At 38.9% G+C, this 24,397-nt stretch carries 18 protein-coding genes and 3 tRNA genes; 16 read left to right on the forward strand and 5 right to left on the reverse strand.

Going from position 1 to position 24,397, the window contains the following annotated elements:
- Positions 1-91: 91 nt before the first annotated feature.
- The 7 genes from A3Q34_RS17325 (at position 92) to A3Q34_RS17355 (ending at position 8,894) form a co-directional block, all read left to right on the forward strand.
- The gene (locus tag A3Q34_RS17325; protein WP_070376483.1) at positions 92-715 is read left to right on the forward strand and encodes an FKBP-type peptidyl-prolyl cis-trans isomerase; all 624 of its coding nucleotides are present in this window, start codon (positions 92-94) and stop codon (positions 713-715) included.
- A gap of 143 nt (positions 716-858) precedes the next feature.
- Positions 859-1,281 (forward strand): hypothetical protein, encoded by a 423-nt coding sequence (locus A3Q34_RS17330; protein WP_070376484.1) that lies wholly within the window; start codon positions 859-861, stop codon positions 1,279-1,281.
- 38 nt (positions 1,282-1,319) lie between these two features.
- Complete coding sequence (gene dapB / locus A3Q34_RS17335) at positions 1,320-2,123, forward strand: 4-hydroxy-tetrahydrodipicolinate reductase (protein ID WP_070376485.1); 804 nt, start codon at positions 1,320-1,322, stop codon at positions 2,121-2,123.
- A 267-nt stretch (positions 2,124-2,390) separates the two neighbouring features.
- The gene (gene carA / locus A3Q34_RS17340) at positions 2,391-3,530 is read left to right on the forward strand and encodes a glutamine-hydrolyzing carbamoyl-phosphate synthase small subunit (protein WP_070376486.1); all 1,140 of its coding nucleotides are present in this window, start codon (positions 2,391-2,393) and stop codon (positions 3,528-3,530) included.
- Positions 3,531-3,561: 31 nt separating this feature from the next.
- Positions 3,562-6,780 (forward strand): carbamoyl-phosphate synthase large subunit, encoded by a 3,219-nt coding sequence (gene carB, locus A3Q34_RS17345; protein ID WP_070376487.1) that lies wholly within the window; start codon positions 3,562-3,564, stop codon positions 6,778-6,780.
- A 118-nt stretch (positions 6,781-6,898) separates the two neighbouring features.
- The gene (greA, locus tag A3Q34_RS17350; protein WP_070376488.1) at positions 6,899-7,375 is read left to right on the forward strand and encodes a transcription elongation factor GreA; all 477 of its coding nucleotides are present in this window, start codon (positions 6,899-6,901) and stop codon (positions 7,373-7,375) included.
- A gap of 652 nt (positions 7,376-8,027) precedes the next feature.
- On the forward strand, positions 8,028-8,894 hold the full coding sequence (locus A3Q34_RS17355) for an NAD(P)-dependent oxidoreductase (RefSeq protein ID WP_070376489.1): 867 nt from the start codon (positions 8,028-8,030) through the stop codon (positions 8,892-8,894).
- A 455-nt stretch (positions 8,895-9,349) separates the two neighbouring features.
- Here A3Q34_RS17355 and A3Q34_RS17360 read toward each other — a convergent pair.
- The 3 genes from A3Q34_RS17360 to A3Q34_RS17370 form a co-directional block, all read right to left on the reverse strand.
- Positions 9,350-9,425: transfer RNA gene (locus tag A3Q34_RS17360), tRNA-Asn, on the reverse strand.
- A gap of 123 nt (positions 9,426-9,548) precedes the next feature.
- A tRNA-Asn gene (locus A3Q34_RS17365) sits at positions 9,549-9,624 on the reverse strand.
- 50 nt (positions 9,625-9,674) lie between these two features.
- Positions 9,675-9,750 (reverse strand) — tRNA-Asn (locus A3Q34_RS17370).
- Between the two features lie 569 nt (positions 9,751-10,319).
- Here A3Q34_RS17370 and A3Q34_RS17375 point away from each other — a divergent pair.
- Both A3Q34_RS17375 and uvrB read left to right on the forward strand, forming a co-directional pair.
- Complete coding sequence (locus A3Q34_RS17375) at positions 10,320-11,693, forward strand: MATE family efflux transporter (RefSeq protein WP_070376490.1); 1,374 nt, start codon at positions 10,320-10,322, stop codon at positions 11,691-11,693.
- On the forward strand, positions 11,693-13,690 hold the full coding sequence (uvrB, locus tag A3Q34_RS17380) for an excinuclease ABC subunit UvrB (protein ID WP_070376491.1): 1,998 nt from the start codon (positions 11,693-11,695) through the stop codon (positions 13,688-13,690). Before A3Q34_RS17375 ends, uvrB begins: the two co-directional genes overlap by 1 nt.
- 651 nt (positions 13,691-14,341) lie before the next feature.
- Here the strand turns inward: uvrB and rne are convergent.
- Positions 14,342-17,590, reverse strand: coding sequence for a ribonuclease E (gene rne, locus A3Q34_RS17390; RefSeq protein ID WP_070376493.1), 3,249 nt, complete (start codon positions 17,588-17,590; stop codon positions 14,342-14,344).
- A 614-nt stretch (positions 17,591-18,204) separates the two neighbouring features.
- Between rne and rluC the strand changes: the two genes are divergently transcribed.
- The gene (rluC, locus tag A3Q34_RS17395) at positions 18,205-19,152 is read left to right on the forward strand and encodes a 23S rRNA pseudouridine(955/2504/2580) synthase RluC (protein ID WP_070376494.1); all 948 of its coding nucleotides are present in this window, start codon (positions 18,205-18,207) and stop codon (positions 19,150-19,152) included.
- Positions 19,153-19,264: 112 nt separating this feature from the next.
- A complete protein-coding gene (locus tag A3Q34_RS17400; RefSeq protein WP_070376495.1) occupies positions 19,265-19,930 on the forward strand; it encodes an HAD-IA family hydrolase in 666 nt (221 codons plus the stop codon).
- 121 nt (positions 19,931-20,051) lie between these two features.
- Here A3Q34_RS17400 and A3Q34_RS17405 read toward each other — a convergent pair whose 3' ends face one another.
- Positions 20,052-20,651 (reverse strand): Maf family protein, encoded by a 600-nt coding sequence (locus A3Q34_RS17405; RefSeq protein WP_070376496.1) that lies wholly within the window; start codon positions 20,649-20,651, stop codon positions 20,052-20,054.
- Between the two features lie 119 nt (positions 20,652-20,770).
- On the opposite strand from A3Q34_RS17405, the gene yceD reads away from it, so the two are divergent.
- The 5 genes from yceD (at position 20,771) to fabG (ending at position 24,343) form a co-directional block, all read left to right on the forward strand.
- Positions 20,771-21,283, forward strand: a complete 513-nt coding sequence (yceD, locus tag A3Q34_RS17410; protein WP_070376497.1) for a 23S rRNA accumulation protein YceD — start codon at positions 20,771-20,773, stop codon at positions 21,281-21,283.
- A gap of 47 nt (positions 21,284-21,330) precedes the next feature.
- A complete protein-coding gene (gene rpmF, locus A3Q34_RS17415) occupies positions 21,331-21,501 on the forward strand; it encodes a 50S ribosomal protein L32 (protein WP_070376498.1) in 171 nt (56 codons plus the stop codon).
- Between the two features lie 40 nt (positions 21,502-21,541).
- Positions 21,542-22,543, forward strand: a complete 1,002-nt coding sequence (gene plsX, locus A3Q34_RS17420; protein ID WP_070377233.1) for a phosphate acyltransferase PlsX — start codon at positions 21,542-21,544, stop codon at positions 22,541-22,543.
- A 121-nt stretch (positions 22,544-22,664) separates the two neighbouring features.
- Complete coding sequence (gene fabD / locus A3Q34_RS17425) at positions 22,665-23,600, forward strand: ACP S-malonyltransferase (RefSeq protein ID WP_070376499.1); 936 nt, start codon at positions 22,665-22,667, stop codon at positions 23,598-23,600.
- A gap of 8 nt (positions 23,601-23,608) precedes the next feature.
- Entirely contained in the window at positions 23,609-24,343 is a 735-nt protein-coding gene (gene fabG / locus A3Q34_RS17430) for a 3-oxoacyl-ACP reductase FabG (RefSeq protein WP_070376500.1), read from the forward strand.
- Positions 24,344-24,397: the final 54 nt, after the last annotated feature.

A 24,397-nucleotide genomic window follows, 5' to 3' on the forward strand; every position in this document is an offset into this window, starting at 1 on the left:
ACCAGTAGCTGTTTATGTTATCCTATCGCGAATTTTTATCTAATTGCCATTTTTACACAATAACTGTGTCGGCGAAAACATAAGGAATATCATGTCAGAGAATACATTTGAAACAATTGAGCAACGTGTAAGTTACGGCGTAGGTCGTCAATTAGGTGATCAATTACGTAATAACCCTTTTAAAGAGTTTGACGTATCTGCTGTACAAGCAGGTTTGGCCGATGCTATTGCTAATTCAGCAAGCCAAGTATCAGACGAAGATTTAAATGCCGCGTTTTCTGTTGTTTCTAAAAAAATGCAAGAGTTAGAGCAAGCCGCAGCTAAAGAAATGTCAGCTGAAGGCGAAAAATTCTTAGCTGAAAATGCTAAGCGTGATGAAGTAACTGTTACTGAATCTGGCCTTCAATATGAAGTTTTAGCAACAGGTGATGGCGAGAAGCCAACAGCAGCAAGCACAGTTCGTACTCATTATCATGGTACTTTCATCAATGGCGACATTTTTGATAGTTCTGTAGATCGCGGTCAACCTGCTGAATTCCCAATTGGTGGTGTTATCCCAGGTTGGACTGAAGCATTACAGTTAATGACCGAAGGTTCTAAGTGGCGTTTATACGTTCCTTACCACTTGGCATACGGTGAGCAAGGCTCACAAGGTGCTATACCACCTTATTCAACGTTAGTATTTGAAGTTGAATTATTAGCAATTGTTAGCTAATTAGTTTTTAAAGCCCTCCGTTGAGGGCTTTTTTATGCCCGTATGTCGTGACGCCATAGATGGCAAAGAACGACGAATACGCTAAAATGATAAAATATAAACCCATAGTGATTAACCATAACAAAGCAATCAAGTAGAGATGTATGTTAGAGCAAGCACTGATCAAATTATTTAAAGATTATATTACTGCCTTTGAACATTGTGATTTAAAGGCAGCTCGTGCTTGTTATCATTTACCTTGTACGTTACATACCCCAGATAAAATTGCTTATTTAGTGAATAGTGAAAGTTTCAATCAAGAATTTAAAGATATCTTTACGGTTTTAACGCATGCAAAAACCCGAAAGATAATACCAACTTCAGCAAGTTATAATTATGCAGATAATTCGTCTATCGATATATGTGTTGATTGGGCTTTCTTTGATGACAAAGATCAAGTTTTTGCTGATTTTACCGCATTTTTCCATGTCGTTAAGGTAGATGAGCAGTTTAAAATAATGAGTGTGGTTTCACACGACTTATCTAATAGTATTGAATTAGCATTGCCATTAGCGTTAGTGCGCTAAAGTAATCTAGTAGATAAAATAAATTTATAGAGATTAAAATGAAAGTAAAAGTAGCCATTTTAGGATGCAGCGGCCGAATGGGCCGTAACTTAATTCAAGCAGCCGTTGAGCATAAGTCTATTGAACTTGTCGGTGGCACGGTTCGAGCGTCTTCATCGTTTGTTAATTTTGACTTAGGCGAACTCGCTGGTATTGGCGCTATTGGCCAAAAAACAGCAACTAACTTAAACGACTTACTCGATGCTGATGTTTTTATTGACTTTACGGCTATTGAAACCACTTTAGATAATCTTAAATGGTGTCAACAACATCATAAAGCACTCGTTATTGGTACTACGGGCTTCAGTGACGAGCAAGTGAGTGTTATTGAAAAAGCAGGCGAACTTATGCCAGTGATTTTAGCGCCAAATACTAGTGTCGGTGTTAATTTAATGTTTAAACTACTAGAAGTTACCGCAAAAGCAATTGGTGACTATACTGATATAGAAATATTTGAAGCACACCATAGATTTAAGAAAGATGCTCCATCAGGTACAGCAGTAAAAATGGGGCAAGTTATAGCAGACACTTTAGGTAGAGACTTAAATAAAGTGGCTGTTTATGGTCGCGAAGGTATCACAGGTGAACGTGATAAAGAGACCATAGGTTTTGCGACAGTTAGAGCTGGAGATATCGTTGGAGAGCACACCGCTTTTTTTGCTGATATTGGTGAGCGGTTAGAAATCACCCATCGCGCAAGTTCAAGAATGACTTTCGCATTAGGTGCTATGAGAGCCGCATTCTGGTTAAGTGAAGCAGATAATGGCTTTTATGATATGCAAGATGTTTTAGGCTTGAAGTAATTTATTTTTAGAGAAAACAGTTACTTTTGGCTGTTTTAACTGAATATTCAATTAAACGCTTAGTTTTTACAATTATCGCTAGACGAATATGTGATACAAGCGTAAAATAAGTGGATTTTGTCAAAAATTTAGTAGTTCTGTTAGTAATAACGAAATTTTTGGCATTTTTTATGGGTGTTTCATTAGGAAACAGCCGACACGTAATTTGTACTTAATGATGTTTTTTAGTTGCATCGTTAAGCTTCTTTCTTCTTTACGGAGGTTAAATTGACTAAATCTGCCATTTTAGTGCTTGAAGACGGCACTGTATTTAAAGGCACCGCTATTGGTGCAGACGGAGCGGCTGTTGGTGAAGTAGTATTCAATACTTCAATGACCGGTTACCAAGAAATTCTTACCGACCCATCATATGCAGAGCAAATTATTACCCTAACTTACCCGCATATAGGTAATACAGGTACCAACAGTGAAGATGAAGAATCAAACACTATTTGGGCAAAAGGTTTAGTTATTCGTGACTTACCGCTATTAGCGAGTAATTTTCGAAATGAACAGAATTTAAGCGACTACCTAAAGGCACGTAATGTTTTAGGTATTGCTGATATTGATACGCGCAAACTAACACGTATTCTTCGGGAGAAAGGCGCTCAAAACGGTTGTATCATGACCCTAGATACAATGTCTGAGGCTGCAGAAACAGACGCTTTAGCTCAAGCAAAAGCATTTCCAGGTCTTAAAGGCATGGATTTAGCCAAAGTTGTTTCAACCAAAGAACAATATCAATGGACAGAAGGCAGCTGGGAATTAGGAAAAGGTCATATTACCCCTGAAAACTCGAAGTTTCATGTGGTTGCTTACGATTTCGGTGCCAAACGCAATATTTTGCGCATGTTAGTAGACCGTGGTTGTAAGGTAACAGTAGTGCCAGCACAAACACCAGCCGCTGATGTTTTAGCAATGAATCCAGATGGCATATTCTTATCAAATGGCCCAGGCGATCCAGAGCCTTGTGACTATGCGATTTCTGCTATTCAATCATTTTTAGAAACACAAACGCCAATCTTTGGTATTTGTTTAGGTCATCAACTTCTTGGCTTAGCCAGTGGAGCGGGTACCATTAAAATGAAATTTGGTCATCACGGTGGCAATCACCCCGTGAAAGACTTTGAACGTAATGTCGTGATGATAACTGCGCAGAACCATGGTTTTGCGATTGATGAAAATAAAATGCCCGCGAATTTGAAAGTAACGCATGTGTCATTATTTGACCAATCAATTCAAGGTGTACATCGCACCGATAAGCCTGCATTTAGTTTTCAAGGTCATCCTGAAGCAAGTCCTGGTCCTGCAGATGCAGCACCATTATTTGATCATTTTATCGATTTAATGAACGAAGCCAAAGCTTAGCCCTTAAACAAGATATAGAGAGAACTGAAAAATGCCAAAACGTACCGATTTAAAAAGTATCTTGATCTTAGGCGCTGGCCCAATTGTTATTGGTCAAGCATGTGAATTCGATTATTCAGGCGCACAAGCCTGTAAAGCACTTCGTGAAGAAGGCTACCGAGTTATTTTAGTTAACTCAAACCCTGCAACTATCATGACAGACCCTGAAATGGCCGATGCAACTTACATTGAGCCTATTCACTGGGAAGTTGTACGTAAGATCATTGAAAAAGAACGTCCTTGTGCGGTTTTACCGACTATGGGTGGTCAAACGGCTTTAAACTGTGCTTTAGAACTTGAAGCAAAAGGCGTATTAAAAGAATTTAATGTTGAAATGATCGGCGCAACAGCTGATGCGATTGATAAAGCTGAAGATCGTTCTCGTTTCGATAAAGCCATGAAAGCAATCGGCTTAGATACACCAAATGCTGAAATTGTTCATACGATTGAAGAAGCACACGCCGCTAGTAAAATTTTAGGCTTTCCTTGTATCATTCGACCTTCATTTACTATGGGAGGCACGGGTGGTGGTATCGCTTATAACCGCGAAGAGTTCCATGAAATTTGTACTCGGGGATTAGATCTCTCGCCAACCTCTGAATTATTGATTGATGAATCATTAATTGGTTGGAAAGAGTATGAGATGGAAGTGGTTCGCGACAAAAATGATAACTGTATTATTATTTGTTCGATTGAAAACTTTGATCCTATGGGTATTCATACCGGTGATTCTATTACGGTTGCTCCAGCACAGACGTTAACTGATAAAGAATACCAAATCATGCGTAATGCATCGATTGCGGTTTTACGTGAAATTGGCGTAGAAACAGGCGGGTCCAACGTACAGTTTGGTATTTGTCCTAACACTGGCCGCATGGTTATTATCGAGATGAACCCACGTGTTTCACGTTCATCAGCACTTGCTTCAAAAGCAACAGGTTTCCCAATTGCTAAGATTGCTGCAAAATTAGCGGTCGGTTATACGCTTGACGAATTAACTAACGATATTACCGGCGGCGCAACTCCAGCATCATTTGAACCGACTATCGATTATGTTGTTACTAAGATTCCACGTTTTAATTTTGAAAAATTTGCTGGCTGTGAAGACCGTTTAACCACGCAAATGAAATCAGTTGGCGAAGTAATGGCCATTGGCCGTAACCAACAAGAATCATTACAAAAAGCGTTACGTGGCTTAGAAGTTGGCGTAAATGGTTTTGACTCTATGGTTGATGTTACTCAGCCGGGCGCTAAAACTAAAATTATGCACGAACTTCAAGAAGCTGGCGCTGATCGTATTTGGTATATCGCTGATGCGTTTCGCTTAGGTTTATCAGTTGACGATATTTATCGCTTAACTATGGTTGACCGTTGGTTCCTTATTCAAATCGAAGATATCGTTTTAGAAGAAGCTAAAGTTGCTGCCGGCGGCTTAAAAATATTAACCGCCGACTATTTACGTAAACTTAAACGTAAAGGTTTTGCTGATTCTCGCCTTGCCGATTTAATTGGTATAGCCGAAGCTGAAGTACGTAAAAAACGCCATAAAGCTAATATTTTCCCGGTATACAAACGTGTTGATACCTGTGCGGCTGAATTTAGTTCAGATACAGCTTACATGTATTCAACCTACGATGAAGAGTGTGAAGCAAACCCAACCGATAAAGAATCAATTATGATCTTAGGTGGCGGTCCAAACCGTATCGGTCAAGGTATTGAATTTGATTACTGTTGTGTACATGCGGCATTAGCATTACGCGAAGACGGTTATGAAACTATCATGGTCAATTGTAATCCTGAAACTGTTTCAACCGATTACGACACATCAGACCGTTTATATTTTGAATCTATCACTTTTGAAGATGTTCTTGAAATTGTTCGTATCGAAAAACCTAAAGGCGTTATTGTGCAATACGGTGGTCAAACACCGCTTAAATTAGCGCGTGCTTTAGAAGCAGCCGGAGTGCCTATTATTGGTACCTCTCCTGATGCAATCGATAGAGCAGAAGATAGAGAGCGTTTTCAACAAGCCGTTGAACGCTTAGGTTTATTACAACCAGAAAATGCGACGGTGACGTCATTAGAAGAAGCAATGGCGAAAGCTGAAGGTATTGGCTTTCCATTAGTTGTTCGTCCATCTTATGTTTTAGGTGGCCGTGCGATGGAAATTGTTTATGACCTAGATGATTTACGTCGATACATGACTGAAGCTGTTAGTGTTTCAAATGATTCACCGGTCTTGCTTGACCATTTTCTTGATGATGCGATTGAAGTCGATATCGACGTTGTTTGTGATGGTACTGACGTTGTTGTTGGCGGTATTATGCAACACATTGAACAAGCGGGTGTACACTCAGGTGACTCAGCATGTTCATTGCCAGCTTATAGTTTAAGCCAAGAAGTCCAAGATGTTATGCGCAAGCAGGTTACCGACTTAGCATTTGAGTTAGGCGTTATTGGCTTAATGAACACACAAATGGCGGTTAAAGATAACGAAGTTTACATTATTGAAGTAAACCCTCGTGCTGCACGTACCATACCGTTTGTTTCTAAAGCGACATCTGTGCCACTAGCTAAAATTGGCGCACGTGTCATGGCAGGCAAGTCACTAAGAGAACAAGGGATAACGAAAGAAATTATTCCTCCATACTTTTCAGTGAAAGAAGTGGTTATTCCGTTTAACAAGTTTCATGGTAGTGATCCTTTGGTTGGTCCTGAAATGCGCTCTACGGGCGAAGTGATGGGCGTTGGTAAGACATTTGAAGAAGCATACGCAAAAGCTTGTTTAGGTGCCGGTGTATCTGTGCCTAAATCAGGTCGTGCGTTAATCTCTGTTCGTAACAGTGATAAAGTACGTGTGGTTGATTTAGCGAAACAGTTGGTCGCTTTAGGTTATGACGTCGATGCTACTCATGGCACAGCGATTATCCTAGGTGAAGCTAATATTCCATGTCGCTTAGTTAATAAGGTACAAGAAGGCCGTCCGCATATTCTTGATAGAATCAAAAATGGTGAATATAGCTATATTATTAACACCACAGAAGGTCGAAAAGCGATTGAAGATTCTAAAGTCTTGCGTGGAGGAGCATTGCGCTATAAAGTGGCATACACGACTACTTTGAACGCAGCATTTGCAACATGCCAATCTCATGCAGCTGATGATAGAAATACGGTAACATCAATACAAGAATTGCATAAGCAATGTAATTAATATTGAAGTATGTAAGGCATTTATTTATTATGAGATAAATACTTTATAAAAAATTGTTATATAAGGGTGGTTATACTTTTTAAGTAAGCCACCTTTATCATTTAAAAAGAAGAGAGAAATGACAAAATATCCAATGACACTTCTTGGTGCTGAACAGCTGAAAGAAGAGCTTAGAGTTTTAAAAACAGAAAAACGCCCACGTATTGTTAAAGATATCGCTGTTGCCCGTGAACATGGTGATTTAAAAGAAAATGCAGAATACCATGCGGCTAAAGAAGAGCAGGGCTTTTGTGAAGGCCGAATTCAAGATATTGAAGGTCGACTGTGTAATGCTCAAGTTATCGATATCACTAAGATACCCAATCATGGCAAAGTGCTTTTTGGTACAACAGTTACCTTATTAAACATTGAAACCGAAGTTGAAGTTACTTATAAAATTGTAGGCGATGATGAAGCCGACTTTAAAACCGGCCGTATTTCATTAAACTCACCAATTGCCCGTGGTTTAATTGGTAAAGAAGTTGATTCTGAAGTTGAAATCACCATACCTGGTGGCGTTGTTGAATATGAGATTGTTTCAGTCGAATATATTTAATACGTAACTAGATTAAACCCAGTGAAAGAGACCAAGCCCATTATGAAAATAATGGGCTTTTTTATGTTAAGCCCTGTTATTTCAGTACCTAAATCAAAAGATCCTAAGGTCGTCATGCTGAACTGGTTTCAGAACCTCAGAATCTAAGTGACCAGTTCCGAAGGTCGTCATGCTGAACTTGTTTCAGTATCTAAGTGACCCGATCCTAAGGTTGTCATACTGAATGTATTTCAGTATCTAAGTACCTCCGTAACCAGATCCTGAAACGAGTTCAGGATGACGGAGTTTTTATTATCTACAAAAAAGCAGTACCACACTATTAAGGTTGTCATACTGAATTTATTTCAGCATCTAAGTGACCAGATCTTAAGGACGTCATACTGAGTTTATTTCAGCATCTCAGTGACCAGACACTAAGGTCGTCATGCTGAATTTATTTCAGTATTTAAGTATTTAAGTGACTAGATCCTGAAACGAGTTCAGGATGACGGCTTTTTTGTTATCTACAAAAAAGTATGAATAATTAGAATCGTATTAATGACAAAGAAAGATGATGTTTATAAAACGATTACTATTAATTGTTATCAACTTTTCGTAGTATTTAATCAATGAAGAATATAGATTTTATGAGCTGATTTATCGTGGAGATAATATGAAAAAAATAGCATTTGTTGGTTTAGGCGTTATGGGCTATCCAATGGCCGGACATTTACAAAAGGCAGGCTTTGACGTTTGCGTTTATAACCGTACGACTGCGAAAGCAGAACAATGGGTGAAAGAGTTTGGTGGCTGTTTAGCTCAAAGTCCAAGAGAAGCCGCCCAAGGTTGCGAAATTGTCTTTTCCTGTGTTGGTAATGACAATGATGTTAGGCAAGTTGTTTTGGGGGATGACGGTATATTCGCTGGCTTAGCTGTTGACGCTATTTTGGTCGATCACACTACCGCTTCAGCAGAGCTGGCAAGAGATCTTGATGCTCTGGCAAAATTGGAAAACAAGCACTTTATCGATGCACCCGTATCCGGTGGTCAAGCAGGCGCAGAGAATGGCGTACTAACGGTTATGGCCGGTGGTGACTTGACTATTTTTGAACAAGTAAAACCCGTTATGGATGCTTATGCCCGTTTTAGTCAATTAATGGGGCAGGTAGGCTCGGGTCAGTTAGCTAAGATGGTTAATCAAATATGTTTTGTAAACACCGTACAAGGCTTAGCAGAGGGCCTTAACTTTGCTCAGAAGGCAGGTCTGGATACTGATAAGCTAATAGAGACTATTTCTAAAGGTGCAGCAGGTTCATGGCAAATGGATAATCGTGGTAAAACGATGTGTGATAGAGAATTTGATTTTGGCTTTGCCGTTGATTGGGTGAGAAAAGACTTAGCTATGGCGTTCAGTGAAGCAGAAAAGATCGGCGCTGACTTAACCATTACTAAACAATTAGACGGTTATTATGAAGAGGTACAGAAAAAAGGCGGCAGCCGTTGGGATACATCTAGCTTGATCGCCCGTCTAGATGATTAACAAGTTAACTTGTTAGCTGTCTGACAATGAATATAGCCAAAAACACTATTAATCTATTTAACGTATTAAATTTAGTGTAAAAAAAAGCCTGCAGGCATACAATTGCAGGCTTATCATATGTGGATCCTCAGCTCTTTCTTTAACTCTTTCTTTAGCTATGAACTTGAACCAGGGAGAAACGCTAGCTTTATATAAGCACATTCCGTTGCTCTGCCAACTGAGCTATTGAGCTTACTCAGATCATTAAATTTAGCGTAAAAAAATCCTGCATATATTTGCAGGCTTATCTTATGTGGCTCCTTAGCTCTTTCTTTAGCTATGGACTTGAACCAGGGACAAACGCTGACTTTATATAATCCCAGTCCGTTGTTCTGCCAACTGAGCTATTGAGCTTACTCAGATCATTAAATTTAGCGTAAAAAAAAGCCTGCATATAATTGCAGGCTTATCTTATGTGGCTCCTCAACCTGGACTTGAACCAGGGACAAACGGATTAACAGTCCGTTGCTCTACCAACTGAGCTATTGAGGAATTGTTCTTTATGTAGTTGCCTTTAATAATGAAAAGCGACTAATTTTATTCACTACTGTCAATTAATTGAAGTAGTCATTCAAATAAAAAAAAGCCTGCATATAATTGCAGGCTTATCTTATGTGGCTCCTCAACCTGGACTTGAACCAGGGACAAACGGATTAACAGTCCGTTGCTCTACCAACTGAGCTATTGAGGAATTGTTCTTTTCTAAAGCCGCTTTAACATGCAAAGCCACTTATCTTAATTTGGCTCCTCAACCTGGACTTGAACCAGGGACAAACGGATTAACAGTCCGTTGCTCTACCAACTGAGCTATTGAGGAATTGTTTTGTTTGCCAAGGGTCTTGGCTAACGGGGCGAGATATTAAATGTCCGTGACGGAACTGTCAACAGAAAATGTAGAAATAAATCATTATTTTGTTTGTTTGCTTGTTTTGTCGACACTCAGTCTGCTTTATCTTCAAGTTCAGTGCTTTTTTTACACTTGGGCTATATAAGTTACTATTACACAAAGTTATCCACTGAATCTGTGGATAACTTTGTGAGTTAAAGTGTAAAAAAGTATAACTTGGGTGAAGAATGCACGTTACAGCTAAATGGCTATATAAAGGTGATTTGCCTTTTTATTTTAATAACAATAGCTTAGCTTGTTTTGTTGACTGCTTTACTATCTTAGTGTGATTTTTGTTCAACGTCAGTTTTTATACCCAATTGCAGTGAGTTATACAAAAGTAAAGATATTTTAACGTTATTATTTATTTCTTTTTAACATTAAATTTATATAAAAAATTAAAATGAAGTTGAAATAAAATATATACATAGCGAGTCTTATCACTATCTTTTACAATACTTTGCTATTTTCCTGCAAAGACAAGCAAAAGCTACCTTTAAATGACCGAAATAAATAAAAAGAAAAAAATCAATTTACTCGAAGACCCTGTTGCAGAAACCATTAAACGTATGACGATACCTATGATATACGGTATGGTTTTGTTAATGACTTTTAACTTGGTTGATACTTTTTTCGTTGGTTTACTCGGTACACAACCTCTCGCAGCAATCAGTTTTACCTTTCCTATTACCTTTACCGTGATCAGTTTAACCATAGGTTTGGGTATCGGCACGTCAGCCGTTATTGCCAAAGCCTTAGGTAAAGGTAATGATGACTCTGCAAAAAATTCAGGCACAGCAGCGATATATTTAGCGGCAATAATTGTCGGTATTATATCTTGTGTTGGTTATTATTTTATTGATGAAACCTTTTTATTACTGGGAGCGAGTGAAAGTTTATTACCGCTTATTCATCAATACATGGATATCTGGTTTATTGGCAGTATTTGTTTGATTGGACCTATGATAGGTAACGCTATTTTAAGAGCATCCGGTGATACCAAGACGCCAAGTATAATTATGGGCAGTGCCGGTTTAATTAATGCGATATTAGATCCTATTTTTATTTTTGGATTAGGTCCTATACCGGCCATGGGAATACAAGGTGCGGCTATTGCGACGCTAATCTCTTGGGTTTTTGGACTTTTACTGGTTTTATATATTGTCGGTATCAAGCGACAATTAATTCACACTACGCTGTTACCTTTGAAAACATTTATTGCGTCGAGTCGAGGTATTTTACATATCGGTTTACCCGCAGCGGGGGCTAATATGCTTACGCCAATAGCCGCGGCTATTTTAACCGCTATTGTAGCAAATTATGGTGAGTCGGCTGTTGCAGCCTTTGGTGTTGGCTCTCGTATTGAATCTATAGCTTGTTTAGTTGTGCTGGCTATGTCGATGACTTTACCTCCTTTTATTAGCCAAAATTTTGGTGCGGGTAATATGCATAGGGTTGAGAAAAGCTATAAAGCATCAATAAATTTTATCATGGTATTACAATTACTTATTTATTTGCTATTGGTGTTAATTGCGCCATTTATCGCTGATGTTTTTTCTAAAGAACAAGCGGTAGCAGATATTATTGTACTTTTTATTTGGATACTTCCCTTAGGCTATGGTTTTCAAGGCGTCATTATTTTAACTAATTCTTCTTTTAATGCACTTCATAAGCCTTTAGTCGCATTAGTACTTAGCGCTATCCGACTTTTTGTTTGTTATGTGCCTTTAGCCTATTTAGGCAGTGTTTATTATGGTCTTGAAGGATTTTTCATTGGTGGAGTCTTTGGCAATTTTATTATGGCGATAATTTCATACCGTTTATTTGATAAACAATTTCCGCATGAACTTACCCAAGCAAAGGATGTTTCTTAATGAAATCAATGGATTTAAAGTCAGATTACACCCCTAATGGTGACCAACCAGCAGCGATTAAACAGTTAGTTGATGGTATTGGAGATGGCTTAGCGCATCAAACGCTATTAGGTGTTACTGGCTCAGGAAAAACCTTTACTATTGCCAATGTTGTTGCAACCTTAAATCGTCCAACAATGATGATTGCTCCCAATAAAACCCTTGCTGCACAACTTTATAGTGAGATGAAAGAGTTCTTTCCAAATAATGCGGTCGAATACTTTGTTTCTTATTATGATTATTATCAACCAGAAGCTTACGTGCCAACAACAGATACTTTTATAGAGAAGGACGCCTCTGTAAACGAACATATCGAACAAATGCGCTTGTCGGCTACCAAGGCCTTGCTAGAGCGTAGAGATGTTATCATTATCGCTTCAGTGTCTGCTATTTATGGTTTGGGTGATCCCGACTCGTATTTAAAAATGATGCTACACATTAGTGTTGGCGATATTATTAACCAGCGCGATATTTTACGACGCTTAGCTGAATTACAGTACAAGCGTAACGATGTCGCTTTTCAACGAGCAACTTATCGGGTGCGCGGTGATGTTATTGACATATTTCCTGCTGAATCAGATCGTTTGGCGTTACGTGTTGAATTGTTCGATGAAGAAATAGAACGCTTGTCGATGTTCGATCCGCTGACTGGACAAGTTGACCGCACGCTAGATCGAGTAACCGTATACCCTAAAACACATTACGCTACCCCAAGAGATAAAATTTTATCAGCAATAGATAAAATAAAAATCGAGTTAAAAGAGCGAGCAACTTTCTTAAAGGATAATAATCGTTTAATTGAAGAGCAACGTATCGTGCAACGTACACAATTCGATATTGAAATGATGACAGAGCTGGGGTACTGCTCGGGTATTGAAAATTATTCTCGTTACTTATCAGGGCGTGGAGAAGGGGAAGCACCTCCGACTTTATTTGATTATTTACCTGACGATGGTTTATTAATTATTGATGAATCGCATGTCACCGTGCCGCAAATAGGTGCTATGTATAAAGGCGATCGATCTCGTAAAGAAAACTTAGTGAACTATGGCTTTCGTTTGCCATCTGCATTGGATAACCGTCCGATGAAGTTTGATGAATTTGAAGCGTTAGCGCCACAAACTATTTATGTTTCAGCGACACCGAGTAATTACGAGATTGAAAAGTCAGGCAATGAAATTGCTCAGCAATTAGTGCGTCCAACGGGCTTGCTTGATCCTATCATCGAAGTTCGTCCCGTCGAAACACAAGTTGATGACTTATTATCAGAAATTCGAAAACGTGTTGTGATACAAGAGCGTGTTTTAGCGACCACGCTAACCAAGCGAATGGCAGAAGATCTTACTGATTACTTAGATGAACATAATGTCAAAGCCCGTTATTTACATTCTGACATTGATACCGTAGAGCGTGTTGAAATTATTCGTGACTTTCGTCTAGGTAAGTTTGATGTGCTCGTTGGTATTAACTTGTTACGTGAAGGTTTAGATATGCCAGAAGTCTCCTTAGTGGCGATATTAGATGCAGATAAAGAGGGGTTTTTACGCTCAGAGCGTTCACTTATTCAAACGATTGGACGTGCTGCCCGTAATATTAATGGTCGGGCTATTTTATATGCGGGGAAGATCACCGGCTCTATGAAAAAAGCGATTGATGAAACTGAACGAAGACGTGAGATGCAACATCAATACAACCTTGACAATAATATTACGCCTCGGGGAGTTATTAGCAAAATTAGTGATGCACTTCATAATGGTACGGTATCATCAAGTAACACCTTATTAAATGTAGCCGAGCAAGCTTCAGATTATAAAATACTCTCTATTAAAGATATTGATAAAAAAATTAAGCAGCTTGAAAGTGAAATGCTTAACCATGCTCAAAATCTAGAGTTTGAACAAGCTGCTAATTTACGTGATGAAGTGGCAAAATTAAGAGAACAGCAGCTATCTCGTTAAATAGATTTTTCATCACTTAAGCTCAAACATCATATATTGGCTGATGATGTTTGAGACAGACTCACAATTACAATATGGCAAGTGGCTAATGTCATTAATTATCTTATCTTGAATATCTAAAGGAAACAGCATTAGCTGTTCAAGATAAAGATGTGCTTGAACTTCGTTATTATTATTAACGAATTCCACCAGTCGACTTGCATGATTCTTCCAAATAACACTCATATACATTACCTCTGAAACTTAAATAACTTTATGCTCCTTTATTCATAAGCCATTCTAACGTTGATTAAGGGGAAGCTTGACTATCACACGATGATCTTACCGCATTAAGCTCAGTTTAAGTTTAGAGTATCTCAGCGTAAGGGTTATATGTTTTAGGAATTAAAACCCTTTGTTTGCAACCTTGTTTTATAAGTAAGAGGTACATTAGCGCTAACTATGTGATGTTTGATGATATTTAAAATTTTATAATCGCTGTAAACATCTCAATTAAGGTCAATTTAAATCTCCCTAAGATGTTTCTCTCTCGATAAACGACCCTTTATCGCTTTATAAAGGGTGTTTTGCTCTATCGTAGACAATAAAAAACCAGTCTAGTGACTGGTTTTTTTAGTTTTACCTAGTGGTAAATATATACGCTATATAGGTCTATGGTTTAGTTGGACCTGCACCACTACGACTTACTGCGTTAGATACTCTTGCCATTTTACCCGATGAAGCATGCTTGACACGATCTTCACTAGCAACGAAGTCCGTAGGAACTTCATTCATGGTGGTAATTGATTCTGTTTTAGTCATTGGCGCAGATGATTTACCTGGCTTACTACCTTTACTAGAAACTTTCCCTGCTTTTGAGCTTACTTTAGGGCTTGGTTTTCTTGAAATAACGCGCTTTGGTTTTTCAACTTCTTGCTCTGCAACTTGAGGTTCGTCAAAAGGTAAATCTTGTTGAACTTCTGCTTTGCTTGTTTCAACAGTCGTTGTCTCAACGACTGTTGTCTCAACCGTCGTTGTTTCTACAACCGTTGTTTCAACTGCTGGCTTTTCATCTGCCGGTGTATCAACCGTGGTCGTTTCAACGATCGTTGTTTCAACTACCGGTGTTGTAACTACCGTGGTTTCAACAACAGGCGCTTCAACAACAGGCGTTTCAACAACAGGTGCTTCAACAACAGGCGCTTCAACAACAGGCGCTTCAACAACAGGCGTTTCAACAACAGGTGCTTCAACAACAGGCGCTTCAACAACAGGTGCTTCAACAACAGGCGTTTCAACAACAGGCGTTTCAACAACAGGCGTTTCAACAACAGGTGTTTCAACAACAGGTGCTTCAGCAACAGGCGCTTCAACAACAGGCGCTTCAACAACAGGCGTTTCAACAACAGGTGCTTCAGCAACAGGCGCTTCAACAACAGGCGCTTCAACAACAGGTGTTTCAGCAACAGGCGTTTCAACAACAGGTGTTTCAGCAACAGGTGTTTGAACTACTGGTGCTTCAACTACTGGCGTTTCAGGATATCTTGCTTCAACAGGGTCTTCACTAACTTCAGTTGTTACTGCTGCTGCGTTAACATCAACTGCCTGATTTTCAGCAGGTTGACGACGACGTTGCCCATTAGAGCGTAAATGCCTAGGCGAACGACGGTTTCTAGGACGCTGTTCATCACTAGTTTTAGTCTCACTAAGCTCTGGCTGTGTTGCATCGGCTTGTGTAACTACAGTTTCAACGGTTAACGCTTCATCGATAGTCGCGACTACTTGAGCCTTTTCTTCTGCGGCTATTTTGCTTAACGCAGCGTTATTAACAACCGTTGAGTTTTCATCAACAATACGTACTTTTTTACTGTTGTTACGACGTTGACGACGTACTGTAGTTTTTTCTTCTTTAGGCTTAGTATTACGCTCTACTGGCGCTTTACGAGGCTGTTTATTCGGCTTGTTATCTTTATTGTCATTAATGTTGTCTTTATTGTCATTAATGACTGGCTTGATATCAGCACGGTCTTCATTTTGAGTATCATTACGTTTGTCGTTACGATTAACATTTCTGTTATCGTTGCGGTTTTCGTTACGATTATTATTGTTACGACGTTGACCTTGACGACCACGTTGCGGACGACGTTCACTGTTGTTGCTTTCAGGTTTCTTTGCAGGTTCAACAACTTTAGGTGCAACTTCCTCTTCAGCAGCGAAGAGTGATTTACCCCACTTAATTAAACCATCAAATAAGCCCGCAGATGCTTTTACTGGAGCTACAGGCGCTACAGGTTTTACGGCGGTTAACGGTGCTGATTGCTTAGGTGAAGACATGCCTTGTAAGGCTGGCTCGTCACGTTTAGCGGCTTGCTTATCGAATTTAGGCATTACAGCTTCTTCAACTGAAGCTTCAGTAATGGTTCTTTCGTAGCTTGCTTCTTCAACACTCTCGTCGGTTCTTACTCTAATGACTTCATATTGTGGTGTGTCCATATGAGGATTAGGAATAATAAGAATATTAACGCCGTGATGTTTTTCGATATGAAATACTGAACGACGCTTTTCATTCAAAAGATAAGTCGCTACAGGTACAGGTACTTGAGCTTGTACATGTTGCGTATTTTCTTTAATGGCTTCTTCTTCCATTAAACGCAAAATAGACAAGGCTAATGATTCAACACTACGTACGTGTCCAGTACCATTACAACGAGGACAAACGCCTTGGCTAGTTTCACCGATAGAAGGGCGTAAACGTTGACGCGACATTTCTAATAAACCAAAACGAGAAATTCGACCTAATTGAATACGAGCTCTATCTTGTTTTACAGCATCACGCATGCGATTTTCAACTTCACGTTGATGACGCACAGGTGTCATGTCAATAAAATCAATAACCACTAAACCACCCAAATCACGTAAACGTAATTGACGAGCAACTTCTTCAGCAGCTTCTAAGTTAGTGTTAAATGCGGTCTCTTCTATATCACTACCTTTAGTTGCGCGGGCAGAGTTAACATCGATTGATGTCATCGCTTCAGTTGGGTCAATAACAATTGAGCCACCAGAAGGAAGTCTTACTTCACGCTGAAACGCAGATTCGATTTGTGTTTCAATTTGGTAATGGGTAAATAGGGGAACATCGTTCGTGTAGAGTTTTATTTTACTTAAGAAATCAGGACGAACCACTTCTATATGTTTTTTAACACTTTCGAATGTTTTCGGGCGATCAATTAATACTTCACCGATATCGCGGCGTAAATAGTCACGAATAGCACGAAGGATAACGTTAGTTTCTTGGTGAATTAGGAAGGGAGCAGGTTTAGTTTCTGCCGCTTCTGAAATGGCTTTCCAATGGTGTAAAAGAACGTTTAAATCCCAGTCTAATTCTTCATAGTCTTTACCAACACCAGCAGTGCGAACAATTAAGCCCATGCCTTTAGGTAATTCTAATTTGTTTAAAGAGGTTTTTAAATCTGTGCGTTCATCGCCTTCAATGCGACGAGAAATACCACCAGCACGAGGATTATTTGGCATTAATACCAAGTAACTACCGGCTAAACTGATGAAAGTCGTTAACGCTGCGCCTTTCTGGCCGCGTTCTTCTTTATCAATTTGAACTATAACTTCTTGGCCTTCGCGCAAGACTTCTTTGATATTTGGACGACCCTGAAAGGTATAACCTTTAGGGAAATATTCGCGTGCGATTTCTTTCATCGGTAGGAAACCATGACGTTCCGCGCCATAGTCAACAAATGCAGCTTCTAGAGACGGCTCTATACGCGTGATTTTTGCTTTATAAATATTTGATTTCTTTTGTTGATGACCAGGACTTTCGATATCTAAATCATAAAGTTGTTGACCATCGACAAGTGCTACACGTAACTCTTCCGATTGTGTAGCGTTAATTAACATACGTTTCATAGTTTTAGTGACTCATTTTAGTCACAACACTATAAGCTTCGAACACAAAGCAATTTATCGCTATGGTAACAGCAATTTGTCAGCCTCTCGGGTGTCATATTACAGCGCCATAGTGCGCTGTAAGCTGTTATTTAATCTGATTGTACTCTCAGGTGATATTCACCCAAGAAAAATTGTTTCTTCATGCGCGCAGCAAATTGTGCTGTGCTCGATATTATCAAATTGATATTTGTTGAGCAGTTTGAAATTCGGCGTTTTGGCTTACTATTCGGTTTGTTGCTCGATGGAAATTTATCTAATTTGGTTTATATCATTACAAAATAGCTTTCGTTGCGCGGGACTAAAATGTTTATGCCGTTTTTTGACTTGTTATTCAGGTCAATTCTTGCAATAGGCCGTTCGGTTAATGTGTCGTCGATAATAATTTATCGTGATAACGCACATTAATGTGGCCGCATTTTGCCTCTTACGTTTCGCTAAAAGCTTCTATTTTTTACCTTATTGTCTTAAATAAACAATAACGCCAAGATTATCCCACTTATTTGAGGCAAAAGGCAATTAAATCGCTGAGTTAATTACGCTAAAATGAAAATATATATGTTAAACTCGCTTTTATGAATGAAAATACAAAACCCCAAGTTCGATTTTATACAATCGATAGCGAAGACGCTGGTCAAAGAATAGATAACTTTTTATTAAAAACCTTAAAAGGTGTGCCGAAAAGCATGATTTATCGCCTATTAAGAAAAGGCGAGATAAGGGCTAATAAAAAACGGACTAAACCAGAATACAAAATACAAGATGAGGATCTGATTCGTGTTGCGCCCATTCGTATTTCTGAAAATACTAATGAAGTGTCTACTAAATTAAATATTGTCGCTAATTTAGAAAAACAAATATTGTTCGAAGATGACCGTTTAATTGTTATTAACAAACCTTCCGGCATGGCAGTTCATGGTGGTAGTGGTTTAAGTTTTGGTTTAATTGAAGCCATGCGAGCTTTACGCCCCGACGCAAGAATGCTTGAACTTGTTCATCGACTCGATAGAGATACTTCAGGCTGTTTAGTTATTGCTAAAAAACGTTCAGCTTTACGTCACTTACATGAACAGTTGCGTAATAAAACGGTGCAGAAATTTTATCATGCCTTAGTTAAGGGACAATGGTCGACTAAATTAACCCGTGTAACGGAAGGCTTGAAAAAGAATGATTTAAAATCGGGTGAACGTGTCGTTGTTGTCGATAACATTAATGGTAAAGAATCAGAAACGCGTTTTAAAGTGTTAAAAAACTTTGAAAATGCCACACTCATTCGCGCCTTTCCGGTTACGGGTCGTACTCATCAAATTCGTGTGCATTGTCAAATTAAAGGTCACCCTATCGCTTGTGATTCAAAATATGGCTATGAAAACTTTGACGAAGATATGAGAAAACTAGGACTTAAGCGCTTATTTTTACATGCGGCTAGTATCGAATTTACTCATCCAAGTACCGATGAAAGAATTAAAATAGAAGCACCGTTAGAGCATTCTTTACAAAATTTACTAACAAAACTAAAGTAATTCCTCTGGCGTGATACTAAAGTAAATTTAGCTTCACGCCATTATCTTCCTTATAAACCTAAACACTTCTTAGCAAATAGACCTTAATTATTAAATGACTAAAAGAGAAAATATGCACAACTATAAATTAGTGATTTTTGACTGGGACGGCACATTAATGGACTCTGTCGATCGTATTGTTTTCTCAATGCAAGCCACAGCTGTTGCATTATCACTTGTACCACCTGGTTATCATCAAGCGAAACAAATTATCGGCTTAAGTTTACCTAAAGCAATTGCAACGTTATTTCCTGAGGCTAATGAAGAGCAGGTACAATTATTAACGGCACAATATAAGCATCAATATGTTGAAGTAAATACCACGCCAACCCCTTTATTTGATCATGCGCTTGAATTATTAGTTAATTTAAAAAATGAAGATAAGTTTTTAGCTGTTGCGACAGGAAAAGCGCGAGCAGGTTTACAACGTGTTTGGTTAACGAGTGATACCGAACACTTTTTCCATGCCTCTCGATGTGCCGATGAAAGTATTTCTAAACCTGATCCAGATATGATCAATAGTTTGTTAAAAGAATTAAAGATTGAAAAGCATCAAGCGGTGATGATAGGTGATACTTCTTTTGACCTTGAAATGGCGCAAAGAGCAGGGGTCGATAGTATTGGGGTAACTTATGGTGTCCATGATGAAGACGTGCTGTCAAAGTATCAACCAAAAGCGATTGTTGGCTCATTGGCTGAACTACATCAATTATTGTTAAATAGGGCGGTTAAGGGGTAACACCTGTCGCTATTGTCATTAACTGTTTGCTATTTGATTGCTTAGTCAAATAGCAAACGTTGCTCCCAACAACTAAGCTCAGTTAACTCGGCTATTATACACACCGATTAAACGACGGGTACTATTGCTGTTTTCGTTGCTCTTGTAACACATCTAACCCCTGCGCTTTAAGTAAACTAATCAGTCTAATTAACGGTAAACCTATTAGGGTATTAGGATCATCCCCCTCAAGCTTTTCAAATAAGCAAATACCTAGTCCTTCACTTTTAAAACTCCCTGCGCAGTTATAAGGCTCTTCGGCATGCAAATAGGCAGTAATTTCTTGTGCAGAAAGTTCTTTAAAGTGTACGGTGAATAAATCAACCAACGAGAGGCTTTTTCCTGTTGAACTGTCGAACACACATAAACCCGTATGAAACTCTACCGCTTTGCCGCTAAAGCTGCTCAGTTGTTTAAAGCCATTTTCAAAATTATGCGGTTTACCTAATATCTTTCCTGCAGACAAAGCCACTTGATCTGAACCAATAATCAGCGCATTCGGAAATTGACTGGCAACAGCCTTGGCTTTTTCTACGGCTAAACGTTCGACAAGTTCAATGGCTGTTTCGTTAATTAATGGTGTTTCATCGACATTAGGTTTTGCACAATCAAAAGCTAAATTTAACTTTTCTAAAATAATTTTTCGAAAAGGCGATGTAGAAGCTAAAACTAAAGTTTTCACAGGAATTACTCAAAATATAAACAGTTATACAATAATATGTGGGCTTTCTTTAATTTTTAAACAAAAATTGTTATTTTTCTTTTGACAGCAGGGGGCAAGCACATTAATATGCGCGCCTTATGCAAAATCTTAAACTCCCGATAATGATAAACCCCCGAAAGAGCGCCCAACGCAGGTTGGTGTGTGACGGCTTCTTTGAAGTGTCGGGGATGAATAGATTGCTTGAAGTGTGTACTCCATGCAATGAGCAGATGCAGGTTAATGTTAATTTTGATGTGGACGATCTCGGCTTGAATGTCATATCAGGAACAGGATCCGTATCAGTAGCATTAACTTGTCAGCGTTGTACTGAACCATTGATAATAGATTTGGATGTAGAGTTTACTCTAAGTCCTGCTAAAGATGATGAAGCCGCTGAAGCATTGCCGTCATATTATGACGCAATAGAATTAGATGAAAATGGTGAAGTTAACCTGCTAGAATTAGTGGAAGAAGAGTTATTACTCGCAATTCCGTTAATTGCAATGCATGAGCCCAGTCAGTGTCAGGCATCAGTTGACAGTGTATGGGGCGAATTGCCTGAAGAGCTGGAAAAACCAAACCCATTTGATATATTACAGAAATTTAAATAAACAACTTATTTAATTAATAACGATTAACCGATTTTTAGGAGTAGCTAATGGCAGTTCAAAAGAGCAAAAAGTCTCGTTCAAGACGTGGCATGCGCCGTTCACATGACGCAGTAACAACAGAAAACTTATCAGTAGATCCAGTATCTGGTGAAACACACCGTCGTCATCATGTAACAGCTGATGGCTTTTACAAAGGTGTTCAAGTAATCAACAAGTAAGCTGATTGCTTTGAAAAGTCTAACCATAGCGTTAGATGTTATGGGGGGCGATAAAGGCCCCCTTATAACAATTCCTGCTGCCATCTTAGCAGTGAAAAACATTCCAGAACTTCATCTCATTCTTTGCGGTGATGTCGATATTATTAACGCTGAATTATCTAAACGTCAGTGTGCTAACCACCCCCAACTAACCATCTTTCCAACCACTCAAATAGTGGCTATGGACGATAAACCTATTGTTGCCTTGCGTAACAAAAAAAATTCTTCAATGCGAAAGTCACTTGACCTTGTTCATGAAAACAAAGCACAAGCCTGTGTAAGTGCTGGCAATACCGGTGCACTTTTTTCAATGGCCCATTTCGTTTTGAAAACACTTGTTGGTGTTGAACGTCCAGCATTAATTTCTTCTCTTCCTACCCATGATGAAAACAAACATGTTTTTATGCTCGACTTAGGTGCAAATGTTTTTTGTGACTCTAATGTTTTGTACCAGTTTGCTGTTATGGGCTCTGTTATGGCAGAGCAGGTCGATGGGATTAAGTCGCCACGTATAGCTTTGTTGAATATGGGTGAAGAAGAAATGAAGGGCAGTGACCATATAAAACAAACCGCAGCAAAATTAGCGCAAAACAGTGATATTAATTATATCGGCTTTGTCGAAGGTAATGATATTTTCACCAACAAAGCAGATGTGATTGTTTGTGATGGCTTTGTCGGTAATGTTGCGCTGAAAACCTGTGAAGGTGTTGCTCGTTTAGTCTACCAAAAAATGAATACTGTGTTGTCTCGCAACCTTTTTACCCGAATTGTTGGACGTTTATTGTCCTCAACGTTAAAAAAACTCTTTAAACCCCTGAACCCCGACCAGTATAACGGCGCAAGTCTGATAGGATTACGCGGTATTGTGGTCAAGAGTCACGGTGATGCCAGTTCAAAAGCTTTTTATATGGCGATATTAGAGGCGATAAAAGAAATTGAACGTCAAGTGCCAGAAAAAATAAAAGACAAACTTGAAAATGGTTTTGCTTGTGGTCGCAAATAAATTATTAGTATTGAGTTAACATAAAGCGTATTTAAAGCATTATCTTTTTATCAAGAAAATAATCCATTAAGTATTATCAATACACCTTTAATTAAAACACAAATAAACATTAGGTAATAAAATGCAAAATAATTTAGCGTTTGTTTTTCCCGGTCAAGGTTCACAAACTGTCGGTATGTTAGCTGATTTTGCTGACAATGAAGTCGTACAAAATACTTTTTCAGAAGCGTCTGCTGCTTTAGGTTATAACCTTTGGCAATTAGTTGCGCAGGGTCCCGTAGAAAAGCTCAATCAAACAAACTTTACCCAACCGGCACTATTAACCGCCAGTGTTGCATTATGGCGTTTATGGTCATCACAGTCTGATTGTAAACCGGCAATGTTAGCGGGTCACAGTTTAGGGGAATATTCGGCATTAGTTTGTGCGGGTGTTATCTCTTTAACAGAAGGTGTAAAGTTAGTTGAAAAACGTGGCGAATTTATGCAGGCCTCTGTACCTGAGGGCGTTGGCGCTATGGCTGCTATTATTGGTCTAGATGATCAAGCGATTATTGATGCCTGTGAAAAAGCACAAGATAACGAGGTGGTTGCGGCTGTTAATTTTAACTCGCCAGGACAAGTCGTTATTGCCGGTCATAAAGCTGCGGTAGAACGTGCCGGTGTCTTATGTAAAGAAGCGGGCGCAAAACGCGTGCTACCTTTACCGGTAAGCGTGCCATCGCATTGCGCATTGATGAAAGATGCCGCTGACAAGCTCGCGGAAGCATTTAATAATATCACTTTTAATACACCAGAAATTCCCGTGGTAAATAATGTTGATGTTGTTGCAGAAACAGATGTTGAAGCAATAAAATTAGCCTTGATAAAGCAATTGTACAGTCCAGTACGTTGGACAGAAACGATAGAGCTACTCGCAAAAAACGGTGTTTCACTCGTCGTAGAAGCTGGCCCAGGTAAAGTATTAGTAGGGTTAATTAAACGTATCGACAAAACAATCACCAGTGTTTCAGTTAATGATCAAGCATCATTAACTAAAGCATTAGAAACAATTAAATAGGGTAAATTATGTTTTCTTTTGAAGGAAAAGTCGTCTTAGTTACTGGCGCAAGTCGCGGTATTGGCAAAGCCATTGCAAGCCAATTTAAAGCTTTAGGTGCAACGGTATTAGGTACAGCAACATCTGCACATGGCGCTGATAACATTAGTGAATATCTAGGCGAAGGCCATGGTTTAGTGCTTAACGTTACTGACAATGATTCTATTGCCGCTATGTTTGTAGCGATCAAAGAGAATCATGGTGGCATTGATATATTAGTCAATAATGCGGGTATTACGCGTGACAATTTATTTATGCGAATGAAAGATGATGAATGGCAAGATATTATTGATACTAATCTTTCATCTGTGTTTAAAATCAGTAAAGCGGTTATTCGCGCTATGATGAAAAAACGCAATGGTCGCATTATTAATATTGGCTCAGTAGTTGGCACTATGGGCAATGCAGGGCAAGTAAACTATGCAACCGCAAAAGCTGGATTGATTGGTTTTACAAAATCATTAGCGCGTGAGGTTGCATCTCGTGGCATAACTGTTAATACTGTGTCGCCGGGATTTATCGATACCGATATGACACAAACCTTAACAGATGAGCAAAAAGAAGGTATTTTTTCTCAAGTACCGGCAAATCGCTTAGGTAAGCCAGAAGAAATTGCTAACGCAGTTGTTTTTCTAGCTTCCGATGGTGCAGCATATATTACTGGCGAAACATTGCATGTAAACGGCGGTATGTATATGGTTTAATTAGTTGGCTTAATATTATTGAACCAACAAATTGAACAAATTTAGAGCAGTCAA

Origin of the sequence: Colwellia sp. PAMC 20917, assembly GCF_001767295.1 — a bacterium.
Classification (GTDB): domain Bacteria; phylum Pseudomonadota; class Gammaproteobacteria; order Enterobacterales; family Alteromonadaceae; genus Colwellia_A.

Bases quoted from the DNA above. Each gene is read 5' to 3' on its own strand.
- A3Q34_RS17325 (WP_070376483.1), top strand. From the start codon at position 92: ATGTCAGAGAATACATTTGAAACAATTGAGCAACGTGTAAGTTACGGC.
- A3Q34_RS17330 (WP_070376484.1), top strand. From the start codon at position 859: ATGTTAGAGCAAGCACTGATCAAATTATTTAAAGATTATATTACTGCC.
- dapB (WP_070376485.1), top strand. From the start codon at position 1,320: ATGAAAGTAAAAGTAGCCATTTTAGGATGCAGCGGCCGAATGGGCCGT.
- carB (WP_070376487.1), top strand. From the start codon at position 3,562: ATGCCAAAACGTACCGATTTAAAAAGTATCTTGATCTTAGGCGCTGGC.
- greA (WP_070376488.1), top strand. From the start codon at position 6,899: ATGACAAAATATCCAATGACACTTCTTGGTGCTGAACAGCTGAAAGAA.
- A3Q34_RS17355 (WP_070376489.1), top strand. From the start codon at position 8,028: ATGAAAAAAATAGCATTTGTTGGTTTAGGCGTTATGGGCTATCCAATG.
- A3Q34_RS17375 (WP_070376490.1), top strand. From the start codon at position 10,320: ATGACCGAAATAAATAAAAAGAAAAAAATCAATTTACTCGAAGACCCT.
- uvrB (WP_070376491.1), top strand. From the start codon at position 11,693: ATGAAATCAATGGATTTAAAGTCAGATTACACCCCTAATGGTGACCAA.
- rne (WP_070376493.1), bottom strand. From the start codon at position 17,590: ATGAAACGTATGTTAATTAACGCTACACAATCGGAAGAGTTACGTGTA.
- rluC (WP_070376494.1), top strand. From the start codon at position 18,205: ATGAATGAAAATACAAAACCCCAAGTTCGATTTTATACAATCGATAGC.
- A3Q34_RS17400 (WP_070376495.1), top strand. From the start codon at position 19,265: ATGCACAACTATAAATTAGTGATTTTTGACTGGGACGGCACATTAATG.
- yceD (WP_070376497.1), top strand. From the start codon at position 20,771: ATGCAAAATCTTAAACTCCCGATAATGATAAACCCCCGAAAGAGCGCC.
- rpmF (WP_070376498.1), top strand. From the start codon at position 21,331: ATGGCAGTTCAAAAGAGCAAAAAGTCTCGTTCAAGACGTGGCATGCGC.
- plsX (WP_070377233.1), top strand. From the start codon at position 21,542: ATGGGGGGCGATAAAGGCCCCCTTATAACAATTCCTGCTGCCATCTTA.
- fabD (WP_070376499.1), top strand. From the start codon at position 22,665: ATGCAAAATAATTTAGCGTTTGTTTTTCCCGGTCAAGGTTCACAAACT.
- fabG (WP_070376500.1), top strand. From the start codon at position 23,609: ATGTTTTCTTTTGAAGGAAAAGTCGTCTTAGTTACTGGCGCAAGTCGC.